Raw genomic sequence first — 15,093 nt, 5'->3', positions numbered from 1 at the left:
AGCGGGTAACGGTAGCTTGGGGTCGATTACAGCAATTCATCACTTCCATAATCTGTAACTCAATATTGAATTAATCCTACCGGAATCGATGAACCAGTACGTCCGAACATATGGCGGTTGCAAAGAACTTACTGCTAAAGTTGTTTGGGCATATGCTGTTAACTCAGCAAAACGACCGGATGCCCTTAAAATTTATTCATTCGCATCATAACTTAAAGTCTGCATGGAATTACAGCCAGGTTTTATACGCGAAAGCTAAAATGGTTAAAGCGTTTTTTCGTTAAAATTCACGTACCAGGATAAATGGGCAATATAGCCAATTTTTCCAAATTCATTTTATCGAAATCAAGCCCCAAAACTCATGACCAACTTTACCCCACGATGATTACATCGAAATCCGCAGACGTGGCGTTTCGCTAACCAACAATATCTTCAAAAAGCTTACAGACATCGCTCAATGGCTTTTTCCATCAATCGCATTTTAAAATTTGACACAATTTTGTGCGCTACCTCATGGTATTTCCAAATATTTGATCTATATTGAAGGCAAAGGGACTTGGAACGTATAGCAAATTTTTTAATGCTTAAACAGTCTGTGTGACAAGGGGGTTTATAGTAGATGCCATCTTTTTACATTACGGTGCCTGGTCAATGAGACCTTATTGATTTTGTCAAATCAAAAAAATTATATATTTACGAGCCCCTGAAGCGAAATGCTTCAGGGGCTTCGTGCTTTTAAAGGCACCATTTAAATTCTTCGTTTGGCTGGGTATTCTGTATTGTTCGAGATTCTAGAATCACTCGATCACGACTCGAAGAACATCAGGTCGATGACATCGTCAAGGCTAAAGTGTTTTCCCACCTTGTTATCGGAAAACAATGGTGTGTTCAGCCGAATCGCGCATGATTATCAAGATGCAAACAATGTCCTAAATCAGCTGGAATTGCATGATGCGGGAATGAGCGCCATTACAAATTCTGGGGCATGATAGGTGGTTTATTCGGACTCAAAAAGGTATTGGGTGACAACTATCAAACACATTGTGTTGGGCATCGTGTTGACACCGGTATAAAATTGACCAACCGTACCGGTTGAAATTTGACCAGGGGGCGGAGCCGGTTTTTGAAGTCACCGGCTGTGGATAAGTGTAAAGGAAACGGATAACAATCGGTAGTCTTGCTACCCGTTTCCAAGCTGGATTTTTAAAACGGATTTTCCTCGTAGGCGATATCTTCCGGTGTTTTTCCACTGCGTTTAGCTTGCTCTCTCGCTTGTATCCGAGCCTTGGCTTCTTCAGAACTTTGCCGGAAGCGATAGGATTCGTTGCCAGTTTCAAGGATATAGCAGTGGTGCGTCAGTCGATCCAATAAGGCGGTGGTCATTTTGGCATCACTGAACACGCTGGGCCATTCGGCAAAGGTCAAGTTGGTGGTGATGACCACGCTGGTTCGCTCGTACAGCTTCGATAACAAGTGAAACAACAACGCGCCACCATCCTTGGAAAACGGCAAGTAGCCCAGTTCATCCAAGATGACCAAATCGACCTGCATCAAGCGATAGGCTAATTTGCCTTGGTTGCCAGCGGCCTTTTCCCGTTCGAGTTGTGTGACCAGATCGATGGTGGAATAAAAACGGACGCGCTTGCTGTGGTCAGTAACGGCTTTGACGCCGAACGCGGTGGCCAGATGCGTCTTGCCGGTACCGGTGCCGCCCACCAGCACCACGTTATGGGCGGCGTCGATAAAGGCGCCGCTCGCCAGTTGTTCCACCAAGACGCGATCCACCTTGGCTTGCTCAAAGTCAAAACCGGCCAAGTTGCGATGCACGGGGAATCGTGCGCTTTGAAGTTGGTACCGAATCGAGCGAATGTGTTGATCCTCGATTTCCGCGTGCAGTAGTTGCCACAGCAACCATTCCGAGGATTGCAATTTGGCACCGCCTTGGCTGGCGACTTCGGCGTAAGCTGAGGCCATGCCGAAGAGTTTAAGAGATTTCAATTCCGCTTCCAGATCACGCATCGCCGTTCTCCTGATCCACCAGAGCTAAGTCGAACGCTTCGCGCAATTGCTCATATCGCGCGGTATCGGCGATGGGCGCATCCTTGATCTGTAAGACGTCAGGCGTGATTACCGTCTGCGGTTCGGCAGGCGGTTGACCGTCCCCGGCGAGCGTAGACACGAGATGTTTGACCTGCTCGATACTGATCACCCCGGCGGCCAGCAAAGACTCAACCGCCGCCAACACCGCATCCAGCCCTTGCCGGGGTACGCAGGCTAAAAGATCAGCCATCGCTCGATCACCGCCAGGGCGCTTGTTTAACACGAGCCGCAAAGAAGACAACGGTTTCGGCATCTCAACAAAGGGCGCACCATTGCGTAACGCGCCGGGTTTACGCGCCAATAACGGCAGATAGTGTTGCCAATCGTAGCTGACCTGATCGCGATCCAACAGTCGCACATGGCTGGCAATCCAGGCATCGTCGGCATAGAGTTCAAGCTGTTCCGGATACAAGCGCACACTGATCCGTCGATTAGCAAAACGGCAAGGCACCGAATAGCGGTTTCGTTTCACCGTCACCAAGCAGGTGCTGGATACACGAGCCACAAACTCAATGTAACCATCGAACACGCCAGGCATGGGCATCAACTCCGGTTGTTCCAGTTCCAGCGCCTCTTGTAGCGTTAACCCTTGGCGTTCCGGCCAAGATAGTTCCGTCCACAAGGCTCGGCAACGGGCTTCCAGCCACTCATTCAACTCGGCAAAGCTGGCAAAACATTGTTGACTGGCATCCAGCCAAATGCGCCGCCGGCTATCCTGCACATTCTTCTCAACGATGCCTTTTTCCCAGCCGGATGCGACATTGCAGAAGTCAGGATCGAACAAGTAATACGCCGTCATTGCCGCAAAACGCGTATTGACGATGCGTTCTTTGCCTTTCTGTACCTTGTCGACCGCCGTCTTCATGTTGTCGTATATCCCCCGCAAGGGCACGCCGCCAAAAGCCTGAAATGCGCGGCGATGGGCGTCGAACAGCATCTCATGGCTTTGGCTTGGATAAGCGGAAAGCAAAAAGGCACGGCTGGCACACAGCTTGGTATGGGCAATCTGCAAACGCCTATAAACGCCACCGACCACCAGAGACTCTTCGCTCCAGTCGAATTGAAAGGCTTCCCCCCAACGGAATTTCAATGGGACAAAGGCGTGTTTGCCAGCCTGGCTACCGGCACCCTGACGCCAGGCACGGATGTAATCGGTAAGCTGCGTGTAGCCGCCGTCATAGCCGGCTTTCTGTAACTCTTCCAATAACTTCAAGGCGGTTCGTCGCTCCCGCTTGGGGCGATAGCTGTCAGCGATCAGCGCTTGTTTGAGTTGATCCTCAAACGGGGAAAGCTTGGTTGAGCCGGGCTGGCGTTTATATTTCGGGTCGGTCCCATTGGGCATACGCAACCACTTTTTAACGGTATTGCGAGACAGACTCGTCCGTTTGGCAATCTCGTTGATGGAGAGTTTGTCACGGAAATACATCCGCCGAATTTTTGAAAATAAGATCATGGTTATCACCTTCTAAGCTCCTGTCTAATTTTTGGACAGGACAGGTTAATAACCCTGGTCAATTTTCGGCCGGAATTCGGCCTCTTACTTGGTCAATTTTCAACCGGCGTCAACACCTGCGGATAAAGTTGGTCGTGTACATGTGCTGATGGTACGGCTGGAAGTGGAAGCGAAAAAACCATAACCCGTTTGGCAGTGCCCTTGAAGCCACATCAACCATGTTTTAAGGGATAAAAACAGAGGTGCATCAGAGTTTGCCGGAAAGGCAACGAGCTATAAGATGTGACGGCCAAGTTTTTCCAAACTTTTCTTGCTTAATCAATGAGCCATCGGCATTTTGACTTACCCCCATGAATGCAACAAAAGTAAATCACAAAGCAGTTACGTTATCCACATCATCTGTGGATAACGCTGTGACAATGTCGTGACAAGATGCAGTAAGTCTTTGATGTGATGCGTACTGACTTAGATTGATCGAAAATTAGCCAGCCGATCTAGGCTAGCTCAAAGATTGGGCATGCTATGGCCCCCAGTAATCAAAATGAAAGACAACGCCTTCAGGAATATCAAATTCGATCCACCCGCCGCACTGAATTTTATGATGACCTGGAGTGATTAATCCGGCCTCACCAATCATGTAAGACCAAATTTTTCCATCAACGATGATTGGTCCGCATCCACCACCGTTATCATCAACGACTACCAGATAGGTTTTGCCATCACTAGATATTGTTACCGATCCTCGAAGATAGCCGTCATCACATGCGACCATGGCAATAACCAAGGAAAAAAGTAATAACCGTAAACTAATCATGTTGAAAAGCTTTCCAAATCTTACCATGCCGGGTTTTTCACAAAATGCCGCTAATCTTGTGGCAGAGCCTGAACCAAGATATTTCAAAATGCTCTCTGAAATGATAGATGACGCTCTCCTGAACCCCGATTTTTAAATGACGGCCACGTTGTCCATAACTAAAAGCTAAAATTCGAACCAGCTTCTCCGACGCTTATCCACTGTTTTCATCAAATTTCCACCATCCAGCCTACCACCGGCTTCTTCGAGCGCGTCCATGATATGGATGAAATACTGTATGTCACGAAAGTCGTAGTTTCTGTCGTCAGCCATATTTTTGTTCCGATTCGTCAATCAACTTTCAAAATCTCAGTATTGAGCTGTAGTATCAAAAACCTGCTTGCCAAAAGCTTTGCCAAGTTTTTCGTAAACAGCGGCCGATCAATGTGACCATACCCGAATCCCGGTATTTCACAATACCTGCTAAAGTGGAAGGCGGCTGATCGCCGAAAATAACGACTTTGAAATGAAGGCCATGTTATCCATAATTTCCCCCCCCCTCAGCAGCCATCTTAGCACCCAATGTCCCCACAAATCACTCCAGTCCCGGCCGAGACTCGCCAATTAATCGAATCCAGATTGGCATCAATAGCTAGCGAGCAAAACATCAAAATTCTCTACGCATGCGAATCCGGCAGCCGGGCCTGGGGATTCCCATCGCCTAATAGCGACTACGATGTGCGGTTTATTTACGTTCATTCGCTCGATTGGTACCTAAAGCTCGACGAAGACCGAGATGTCATCGATTTGCCGTTGGAGCACAGTTCAGCAGGTATTCTGGATTTGGGCGGCTGGGACTTGCGTAAGACATTGCGATTGCTCGGTAAATCCAACCCAGTTATATGGGAATGGCTACAATCGCCGATTTGCTACCATGACGAAAAACTTCTGCGCGAATCACGCGAAGTTTTCGATCCATTCTATTCCCCAATCGCAGCATGTCATCATTACCTCAGCATCTGTCGAAATACCATGAGTCAAGGCTTGAATGAATCGACCGTAAAAATCAAAAAATATTTTTATATGCTACGACCGTTGTTGGCGGCTGTCTGGATCGAGCGGTACCGTTCCATTCCGCCAATGGAGTTAGAACCCTTATTAGCCGCGCTAGATGATCGCCTGGATATCAAATGCAGTATCAGCGAGCTTCAAGAGCGCAAGCAAAATACCGATGAACAGGTGCCGATCCCCCGAATTACTATGATCGATCAGTTTTTAGAAAGCGAAGTTTCTCGATTACAAGAGCCAGCAAAGTTGCTCCCAACTGGCGGCGGCGACAAAGATAAATTGGATGCGTTTTTTTGCCAGTCAATTATCCAGTAGAGGATGTTGCTGATGAACTTGAGTATTGATGATCTGAAACAGCAAAATTTAATTCTGCTGAACACGATTAGCGGTAGTTATGCCTACGGCTTGGAAACGCCGGAATCCGATACTGATACACGAGGCGTGTTTATATTGCCGCAGGACATGTTTTATGGATTTAATTACATCGAGCAGGTCAACTGTGATCGGAATGATCACACGTATTATGAGATCGGAAAATATCTAAAACTTTTGGCAAAGAATAATCCATCCAGCATAGAGCTCCTATTTGCGCCTGAAAATTCGGTGATCTTCAGACATCCGCTTATGGATTGCATAAACTCCGAATACATCATGTCCCGGTTATGCCGAGACAGTTTTGCCGGCTATGCGCTTAATCAAGTTAAGCGAGCCAAAGGTTTGAATAAGAAGATTTTCAATCCAATTTCCGAAGAGCTGCCGCAGCCAATCGATTGTTGCCATGTTGTCGTGGGTGATAAAACCGTCCCCGCTGGGCAATGGCTCTCTGAAAATAATATGCTCGCCGAGCGTTGCGGATTATCGGCCTTGCAACATGTTAAGGATGGCTACGCTCTTTTTTATGCCGATGATTGCAAAGCCGAAGAAGTCCGATTTAATGGACTATTTCGATCAGATGGTAGCGATGCAAATCAGTCTCAAGATGTTTGTTTATCTTCGATTCCAAAAGGCCTGCATCCCCGTGCATGGCTGGTATTCAATAAAGACGAATATTCCAGGCGGCGCAAAGATTTCCATGAATACCGAAATTGGGAGCAGTCCCGTAACCAGCAACGGTATCAGGGTACGCTAGAGCACGGCGGCGGCTACGACGCTAAGAACATGATGCATACCTTCAGGCTCTTGCGTATGGCAAAAGAAATCGCTGATACGGGGCGCCCGAAAATACGCCGGCCGGATCGCGATGAGCTGTTGGCAATTAAAGCTGGCCGTTATAGCTACGAGGACTTAATAGCAAAGGCATCAGCGGAACTGAAAAAAGTCGATGAAAGTTTTGCGTTAAGTGCATTGCGGGATGAACCGGATGTTGAGCAAATTGAAAGATGGGCTGTTGAAATTAGAAAGGCTTGTTATTCGAATAAATAATAGGCAACGATAAAATCAGTTAGGTGAGCTTGTTTCAATAATGAATAGCATATTGATTACTATGATTAAGCCTCGATGAAATCTAAACCAAGTTTTCTGGGTTGCATATTTATTTCATGACATATTCACTTTATCACAATATCGGTCGTTGAATTTTGCAAGAGTTTTTCAAATACCCCCTAATACTGTCTAACAAACGGTGGTTTTACAGACAATATTAAAATTGATCGCAATGTATTAAGTTTATATACCTTAATTGTTAAAATATATGTATAGGAAACAAAATCTCATTAACGTATATGAATCAACTGATCGGGTATGCGCGAGTATCGACTGATGACCAACACCTTGACCTTCAGCGCGATGCTCTGCTCGCGAATGGCTGCCATGTTATTTATGAAGAAAAAATAAGCGGCAAAAGCGCTGACCGTCCTGAACTCGGCAATTGTTTGAAGTCACTGCGTAGAGGGGACACATTGGTGGTATGGCGCTTAGATCGGCTTGGCCGATCCTTGAAAGACCTTATCTACATCGTCGCTGACCTTGAAAGTAAAGGCATCAACTTCGTCAGCCTGACAGAACGAATCGAAACGCAAAGTGCTGCAGGTAAACTGACGTTTCATTTATTCGCTGCATTGAGTGAGTTTGAGCGTACCATCATCCGGGAGCGAACAAAAGCTGGTATTGCTGCAGCTCGTGCACGTGGCAGGAAAGGCGGGCGCAAACCGATTCTCGATCCCGGCAAAATTAAAGAGATCAAAGCATTAATGGCTGACCCTACAATCAAGGTTACTATAATTGCCAAACGATACGGCGTTAGTCGCGCAACGCTTTACAAATACGTTAAACATTAATTGATTAGCCCTAATTTGGGTTGCTTCTGTTATTCTTTTTTGGTAATGGAAGATTAAGTTTATCCATGGACACACCATGTGCATAAGCGTTATATTGCCAGACGACAAACTGAGCTAATAAGCTATCTTGCTCTTTTTTTAGTCTTTCATTTTCAGCTTCAAGATTTGCAATTCTTTTTGCTGCAATACTAAGTGAGGCTGGTATTTTTTCTTTACGCTTGCCATTAACCCGAAGATTTTCTTTCTTATCTTTAAAAGCTGATTTTATCCTTGAATATTTTTCAAGGGTTTGACGAGCTGAGGATATAGAATATCTTTTTAAAGCTAATTGACAAAGGCTTTCCCATGAGAATTTTACATCATCATTCCACTGGTCAATTAACGATACTATTTTTGCAATGTCTTGATCAGTTAAATGCTTTGCCATTAAGAGTTCCTCAACATTTTTAGTTTATTGAGTGCTTGTGGGCCTCTTATAACAGTTTGAACACCGGTGTCACGGTTTTTTTCAATTTTTGGAAGACGTTTTTTATTGTTAATATCCAAAGCCTTATCCAAATGACTCATATTTGAAGCAGAAGAAAGTTTGATTAAAGTACCATCTGGCAACGTATCGTCAGTAAGCTTTTCTATAAGCTCTGAACAAATTTTAATTGATTCAAGACGTTTGTTATAATGTCGATCAGCGCCAATTGTTCCCTCAACCATTGCTGCTCTATCAGATATGAGTAAAGATTGCTCTGCTTCGAGATGAGTTTTTAACCTTTCGAGTTTTACATTATCACCCTTCAGGCATACTTGCTCAGGGCAAGTAATACATTGACGGTGCTTTGAACATGGCGAAATAATGTAGTCGTGAATACATACACCAAACTCAGTTTGATGAAGCGTTAATGATGCGCTAGTGTTGATTTCTTGGATAGTATTAGGTTTAACGATTTCGATAATCGGTAGATTGCTATGGCTGGTTATGTGACTTCCTGAAATCAAGGATAATTGTTTGTTGTAGTGTTCTGGTGGCGTATGATTATAAACTCTGTTATGTTTCTCATTTGCTCTACCAGCCCATTTTGTTAATAGAGCAGTATCCATGCCATTGACTTTAGCGATTGTCGAAAGCAAATGACGTATTTGGTGGCTTGTTATCTTATAAGATAGATATTCGTGTCTTTGGAATATGCTTTTAACATTAACCGGTTCATTTGAGTCTTTTTTTTTCTTTTTTGTTGGCTCAAGGTCCTCATTTAACGTGTCGATATGTGGCATCCATAATTTTCTAGTATTTACGCTCCCCTTTATACGAAACTCATATGCATGTAATGTGAATAGTCCCTCAGACCATTTTACTGAAACATCATCACCTGTAGTATATGGAACATATGGAAAATTCAATAACCTCTCAGAGAATGTTGAACTTGCTTTATTATCTTCAAGGCTTTTAGCAAATTTTCTAGCTGGTTCAGATAAATTTTTTAAGCGCCTTACCGCTTCTCTAACAGTGTTTTCCATAGAGCTAGGAACCCATTCAACTTCGTATCCATAGCCCTTACCGGAATACCATTTAATACCAAGAACTTTATTACCCTGCCGATCTACATCCTCATGTAGGCAATCAACTTTCAGGTAAAATAGTTCGCTTGCTCGTGCAGGTGCTGTTAATAGTATTGCGATGGCTGACGAAGTAAATATATCTCTTTTGCTTAAGTTGTCCTCACCTAGTGCAAAAATTTCGGCTAAAGCAAGTAGTGCATTTTCGTCTGGTAATTTTTTTTCTCTATGAGTTGCACCGACTTCGCCAACTTTGTCTACATCGTCTGGATGTCGGTTTAATGGATTAATCCATGTGAATGGTTTTACGATCTTCTTTGAAACAAGAAAATCTTGTAACTTTTCCAGATGCAATCCACCATGATAAATTGCTTGTCCTTCATAAGACTCTCTAATTACCTGTGCTGCTTGGTCTAAAGTCACCGCATTAATTGAATTAACGTCTACCGTGCCATTTGTTTTCAGCATGACTTGTTCAAGAGCACGAATAGCCTTCATTTCATTGAATGCTTTAGCCTTTTTCAATGACTGACTATATGTAACATAAGCCTTGGCAAATGGAATAATTGACTCATCTAACTGATTTCTAGGTTCTCTATTTTTTGAACTAACACCTATTTTTGTAAAATTAACAGCACCTTTCCAGTAATTCGATGAATATACCAACTTATCATTCAAGGCAGGCAGTTTTTGAGAAAACCCAATAAAATCTTTAAGATTTTGTTTGGCATCTTTCTCAAACTTTGGTGTAAATATCAGAACATTATCCATAAGCAATATCTCCCTTCATTTCCGCACAACGCTGTATTACTTGAGTAACCGCAAGAATAGCGCGGTCATTTATAGTTGCAATTTGTAGATCGTTTGTCGTTTCGATCACTCGTTCTCGCTCATCTAGCAACCATTTCAGCACTTCATGATGCGGGGCATCTCGCCAAGCCTTGAATTTTGGACATAAGTAACAAGCGATTGGCGCATAGTCGTGACACATTGCGGTTGTACCGCATGAACCCACATTGCATGAGTTATCACTTGACCTGATCCGTTGTGCCCCTGGGATAGTCGCAAGAACATCATATTCAGAGTCTACAATTTCTCCTTCAAATGCTCTTGCGTATCGCATCAGAGAGTTATTCATAAATGCAGATATCTTTACCGCGTGTTCGGGAATATTTGCCACATAAACCGTAGTATTTTGCGTATCTGATTGATCTAATAACTTTGCTATTGTAAGCACGCCAGCACCTTCTCTTGCCGCACGAGTACCTAACGTATATCTAAACCTATATCCTGTAATTTTAATTTTATTGCCCGTTCTTTCGGATGTAATATCTAACTTGCCAACTACATCTTTTAACTCTGAAACTATTTCTCTTGTTTTGCAGTGAAAGCTGTCAGTAGTTAACCAGGACTCAACATCGTCAGAAGCAACATTGGTGAGTTGCACCCAATCATCTGGAAAGAGCGGCAACAAATTGCACTCAGATTCTGACAGTTTACGGCCAAGCACCTGACTTGCAGTTTTCTTTATATTCTCAATGTGTTTAATCAAGACTTGTCCAGTGCTTTCTAAAAGAGCAAAATCTGTGAACCTAGATCGGAATTTCCCACCTCGCACTTTTGCTTTAGGGATGCTTAACATACATACTGTCTCCCCAAGTGTTTCTGAATCCATTCGAAAGTCACCGACTTTCAATGAAGCAATCTGAATAGGTCGTCGTCCAGTTGCTGCAAACATTTGAGCCAACGAATATTCCCTGTCATTTATAACTGATTCGGCATATTTGTTATCAAGCCCATTTCTAATCGCATCAAATTCAATATCGCTAAATGGCCCCTCTTCAGGGTCCAATGACAGCACTGCCATTCCTTTGTCGTTACCGGATAGGCTCCAGCTATTCATTAACTCAAATAGTTGATCACTAACTGCATTAAACTCTAAAAAATACAGTTGTTTCAAAAAAACTCTCAAAACACCAAGCCTGTGTTCTTGGCTCTTAGAAGAATAAAGCGCCTTATAAGTTAACAATCCTTTTTCGTTAATTACTCTAAAACTAGTTTTATCGTAATAATTCTTTATTGCCAAGCATACATTAACCGCATGACTTGCTGATTTTGTTTCAGCAAAATACACAAGAGTTTCTCTTATATCATTTTGTATCAAATCATCAAACTCAACAATAAAAGAAACATTCAAATATTTATTTATGTTCAATTGCCATTTATCAGAATAAATATCAAACTCATACCCATCAAATGACACGGACTTTGATACCTTAACGGGGTTAAAAAAAACTGCCTTCATTAAATATTTTCACTGTAAAATATAATTATTATGCTACCGAAAAAGCTTAATGTTAATAAAAATCCAATATTATCACTGCTTCTAAATTTACATTTTTAAAGCACATTATTTTTCGACACCAATTATTCTTCTTTGTAATTGCAACCCAATTTTCATTGCCTTCTTATGCTGAAATCGTTTTGTATATGTTTTCGCTGTACCTGAGTCTTCTTTCCATCCCATTAAATAACTGCGCAGGTCTTCTATTTCTGACTCTGACATTTCTCCTGAATGTAAATAAGGCTCTACCATGCTGCTAAAGTCATCGTTCCATGCATGACGAAGTGCATGTGCATGAACACTAAAACCTAAAACGTTCGTAAGCTCTGAAAAAATCTTATCAATTGCCGAGTGAGAGAGTGGCATGGCACTTCTTGCCCCTCTTTGATGACTGAGAAATAAATAAGGGCATTTGTTGGCACCTTTCACTTTTGAACGATATTTAATAACATAATCCTCAAGCATTAAATAAATCTCATCGATAATATCAATATCTCGACTTTTAGTTTTTACTAGCGGCGGATTTGTGCGCGGATCATTTGGATTATCAGCGTCTCTTCTAATGCTAATTTGTTTGGTGCCAGGGTCTAAATCTGTGGCTTTTAATGACAATAGCTCGCCCTTCCGACAACCTACATAATAAAAGACATGCACTATCAATTTATTTCTAAAACGAATGTCTTCGCCTTGCCATGGATTGTTCGGAGAATCTAATTCAACTAGCTCCATTAACTTCTTTTTCTGATTTTCATCCAATGATTTGAAGTTTACATTATCTTCAAATGAAACTTTTACCGGTCGATGACTAATAATTCTGTTCACCATCCGTTCAATTTCTTTTTCAGTTGCTAGGTCAAACGTATTCGCCAGCCATTCAAGATATTTAGAAATTACTGTTAATCGGTTGTATGTTGTGTTTGGCTCAACAAGGTTCTCATCAATGATGATCGTATGACGTGCTAATTCCAGTCTTTTAAGATTAATAGGTATGACGTTGTTGTTTTTCCCTGCATTTTTATTTTCAAACAGTGCTTCAATCGGTTTAGTTGCCCACAAGCCAATTGATTCAATTTCTGGCTTCGTTAGTAGCTTACCTTTACGGAATCTAGCTTCGATATCGATTTCTAATAAATCACACAGTGTCGCAAAGAATCCAAGCACACCAATAACTGATCTAATTGTGTTGATGGAATCATGTTTGTTTCGATGATGAATCGTCACATATAGATTTTGATAAATAAGAGGCTCCCCAAGTTCTCCACTTACCAGCACCCCATGTCGCTCCCCGTTGGGAAACCTGAATGTCTTGTATCGATACATCACCACCTCACGTCATTACAAAAACCCTAGGTATATGATAACCGAAAATATCTCACAAAAAAAGCTTACGGATTTCTTCTATTTTTTCCGTAAGCTTCATTTATAAGGCAATGTTTTTTATACTAAAAAATCAAAAAACATTACAAAATAAATCTAAGGTAAGGGTCAGAACGGAATATCATCGTCGAAATCGTCATAGGAAGCAGGCGCAGCTTGTGGGCCTGAAGGCCCGGAAGAGCGATTGTCATAGCTACTGGCCGGCGGAGTATTGTTGTCAGAGTAGCTGGCAGTGCCGCCGCTTTTGCTGTCCAGCATATGCATGTTGTCGGCAACGATTTCGGTAGTGTACCTATCTTGACCGTCCTGACCTTGCCATTTTTGCGTACGAATACGGCCTTCGACATAACATTGGCTACCTTTTTTCAGATATTCGCCGGCGATTTTCGCCAAACCACTGAAAAACACCACCCGGTGCCATTCGGTTTCTTGCTTGCGTTCGCCGGTTTGCCTATCTTTCCAGCGTCTATCGGTGGCCAACCGTATCGTGGTAATAGCATCGCCGCTCGGCATATAACGCACTTCCGGATCGGCGCCGAGGCGGCCGATCAGCATAACTTTATTCAGCATGGTGTTCTCCGTGTAAAAATTGCGAGTAACAGCGGCTTACTGCCACTGCTTCAAAAAAAGACCTAATTGATTTTTGTCCAATTGCTGGTTATCGACTTTCAGATACGCGGCATTTTCTTCAAAATGCAGCCGTACCTCTTCAATGCCGTTAATCGCCAACAAAGCTTTGGAAAATTCAGCTCCGCGTTCGGGTTTGATCGCCTGCAAAGACAGCAGCAGGTTGGCCCAGTAGCGCGGCGGCGACATGAACAGCGCGATGACTATCCAGCTGGCGGCGATGCCGGCCGAAAACATAAACACCGCCGCGGCGCCGAATTCGCCGTACAACCAGCCACCGGCGCCACCGCCTAAAAACGCGCCGAGGAATTGGGCGCTGGAATAGATGCCCATCGCCGTGCCTTTTAAATCACCGGGCGCGGTTTTGGAAATCAACGACGGCAAGGTGGCTTCCAACAGATTGAAACCGCAGAAGAATATCCACAAGCAGGCGATCAAACCGATCAACTCACCGTGCAGCAACACAAAGCCAATGTTGGCAATCACCAAGGTGGCAATCGCGCCGATAAACACTTTCTTCATCTGCCGCTTCTTCTCAGCGATGATCACGAAGGGGATAATCATCGCCATCGACGTCACCAACACCGGCAGATATACCAGCCAATGGCTGCCGCCTTGCAGGCCGGCATCGCGCATCAGTAGCGGCACCACCACGAAACTGGCCATCAGGATCAAATGCAGCGCAAAAATACCGTAGTTCAAGCGCAGCAGATCGGCATTCTTGATGACCGAACCCAGCTCCGAGGGAATGTACTCGGCATCGCGGTGGGTGGTGATTTTTTCCGGGTTAGGCACGACGAACAGAATCACCAAAATGGCCAGCGCCGCCAATACTGCAATCATCCAGAAGATGCCGGCAATGCCGAAATGATGGGCAATGATAGGTCCCAGGGTGATAGCCACCCCGAACGACACGCCGATGCTGGCTCCAATGGTCGCCATGGCTTTGGTACGATGCACTTCCTGAGTCAAATCGGCCAGCAAGGCCATAACCGCTGCGGAAATCGCCCCGCAACCTTGCAGCGCGCGGCCGATCAGCACGCCGTAAATATCGGTTGCCAGCGCCGCCCAGACGCTGCCGGCCACGAATAGAATCAGTCCGATCACAATCACGGTCTTACGGCTGAACCGGTCCGACAACAAACCGAACGGTATTTGCAGGATGGCCTGCGTCAGGCCATAGATACCCATCGTCAAACCTACCAGCTTGGGCGTCGACCCGGGCATTTGTTCGGTAAACAGCGACAACACCGGCAGCAACATGAACAAACCCAGCATTCTGAGTGCATAGATACTGGCCAGCGATACGGTAGCCCGCTTCTCCATGGCCGTCATCGGACTGGTAATATCCTGAACCTGTGTCAAACCAAACTCCCCTTTGCCTTGCGTCGTTAAAGGTGGCTATAGTACCAGTTTATAGGCGTCGCGCTCCAGCACGGCAATACCGATTTAGCCAATCCTCTTTGCCCAATGGCTGCCTTAGCCGTATAGTAATCGGTTGTTAAAA

At 44.1% G+C, this 15,093-nt stretch carries 12 protein-coding genes; 3 read left to right on the top strand and 9 right to left on the bottom strand.

What is annotated here, in order from left to right; genetic code table 11:
• Nucleotides 1–1,203: 1,203 nt before the first annotated feature.
• The 3 genes from istB to DDY07_RS05560 all read right to left on the bottom strand — a co-directional run bounded on the left by istB (nucleotide 1,204) and on the right by DDY07_RS05560 (nucleotide 4,454).
• Nucleotides 1,204–2,019: an IS21-like element helper ATPase IstB gene (gene istB / locus DDY07_RS05570; RefSeq protein WP_171695131.1), complete on the bottom strand. Its 816-nt coding sequence runs from the start codon at nucleotides 2,017–2,019 to the stop codon at nucleotides 1,204–1,206.
• Nucleotides 2,012–3,553 carry an IS21 family transposase gene (gene istA / locus DDY07_RS05565; protein WP_171695130.1) on the bottom strand — a complete coding sequence of 514 codons (1,542 nt, stop codon included), beginning with the start codon at nucleotides 3,551–3,553 and terminating at the stop codon, nucleotides 2,012–2,014. The genes istB and istA overlap by 8 nt, the downstream gene beginning before the upstream one ends.
• 520 nt (nucleotides 3,554–4,073) lie before the next feature.
• A complete protein-coding gene (locus DDY07_RS05560) occupies nucleotides 4,074–4,454 on the bottom strand; it encodes a hypothetical protein (protein ID WP_216614714.1) in 381 nt (126 codons plus the stop codon).
• Nucleotides 4,455–4,928: 474 nt separating this feature from the next.
• Between DDY07_RS05560 and DDY07_RS05555 the strand changes: the two genes are divergently transcribed.
• The 3 genes from DDY07_RS05555 to DDY07_RS05545 all read left to right on the top strand — a co-directional run bounded on the left by DDY07_RS05555 (nucleotide 4,929) and on the right by DDY07_RS05545 (nucleotide 7,690).
• Entirely contained in the window at nucleotides 4,929–5,729 is an 801-nt protein-coding gene (locus DDY07_RS05555) for a nucleotidyltransferase domain-containing protein (RefSeq protein ID WP_171695129.1), read from the top strand.
• Between the two features lie 12 nt (nucleotides 5,730–5,741).
• Entirely contained in the window at nucleotides 5,742–6,836 is a 1,095-nt protein-coding gene (locus DDY07_RS05550) for a nucleotidyltransferase domain-containing protein (protein WP_216614713.1), read from the top strand.
• Between the two features lie 299 nt (nucleotides 6,837–7,135).
• The gene (locus DDY07_RS05545; RefSeq protein WP_171695128.1) at nucleotides 7,136–7,690 is read left to right on the top strand and encodes a recombinase family protein; all 555 of its coding nucleotides are present in this window, start codon (nucleotides 7,136–7,138) and stop codon (nucleotides 7,688–7,690) included.
• Nucleotides 7,691–7,700: 10 nt separating this feature from the next.
• Here DDY07_RS05545 and DDY07_RS05540 read toward each other — a convergent pair whose 3' ends face one another.
• The 6 genes from DDY07_RS05540 to DDY07_RS05515 all read right to left on the bottom strand — a co-directional run bounded on the left by DDY07_RS05540 (nucleotide 7,701) and on the right by DDY07_RS05515 (nucleotide 14,951).
• Complete coding sequence (locus DDY07_RS05540) at nucleotides 7,701–8,117, bottom strand: hypothetical protein (RefSeq protein WP_171695127.1); 417 nt, start codon at nucleotides 8,115–8,117, stop codon at nucleotides 7,701–7,703.
• A complete protein-coding gene (locus tag DDY07_RS05535; RefSeq protein ID WP_171695126.1) occupies nucleotides 8,117–10,009 on the bottom strand; it encodes a hypothetical protein in 1,893 nt (630 codons plus the stop codon). The genes DDY07_RS05540 and DDY07_RS05535 overlap by 1 nt, the downstream gene beginning before the upstream one ends.
• Nucleotides 10,002–11,543, bottom strand: a complete 1,542-nt coding sequence (locus tag DDY07_RS05530) for a site-specific integrase (protein WP_171695125.1) — start codon at nucleotides 11,541–11,543, stop codon at nucleotides 10,002–10,004. Before DDY07_RS05530 ends, DDY07_RS05535 begins: the two co-directional genes overlap by 8 nt.
• Before the next feature lie 105 nt (nucleotides 11,544–11,648).
• On the bottom strand, nucleotides 11,649–12,902 hold the full coding sequence (locus DDY07_RS05525) for a site-specific integrase (protein ID WP_171695124.1): 1,254 nt from the start codon (nucleotides 12,900–12,902) through the stop codon (nucleotides 11,649–11,651).
• 165 nt (nucleotides 12,903–13,067) lie between these two features.
• Nucleotides 13,068–13,529, bottom strand: coding sequence for a single-stranded DNA-binding protein (locus tag DDY07_RS05520; RefSeq protein WP_033158801.1), 462 nt, complete (start codon nucleotides 13,527–13,529; stop codon nucleotides 13,068–13,070).
• 36 nt (nucleotides 13,530–13,565) lie between these two features.
• On the bottom strand, nucleotides 13,566–14,951 hold the full coding sequence (locus DDY07_RS05515) for an MFS transporter (RefSeq protein ID WP_253734409.1): 1,386 nt from the start codon (nucleotides 14,949–14,951) through the stop codon (nucleotides 13,566–13,568).
• Nucleotides 14,952–15,093: the final 142 nt, after the last annotated feature.

The organism is Methylomonas sp. ZR1 (genome assembly GCF_013141865.1).
Taxonomy (GTDB): domain Bacteria; phylum Pseudomonadota; class Gammaproteobacteria; order Methylococcales; family Methylomonadaceae; genus Methylomonas.
The sequence above is the reverse complement of the archived record's forward strand: the minus strand, read 5'-3'. Positions and strand labels throughout refer to the sequence as shown.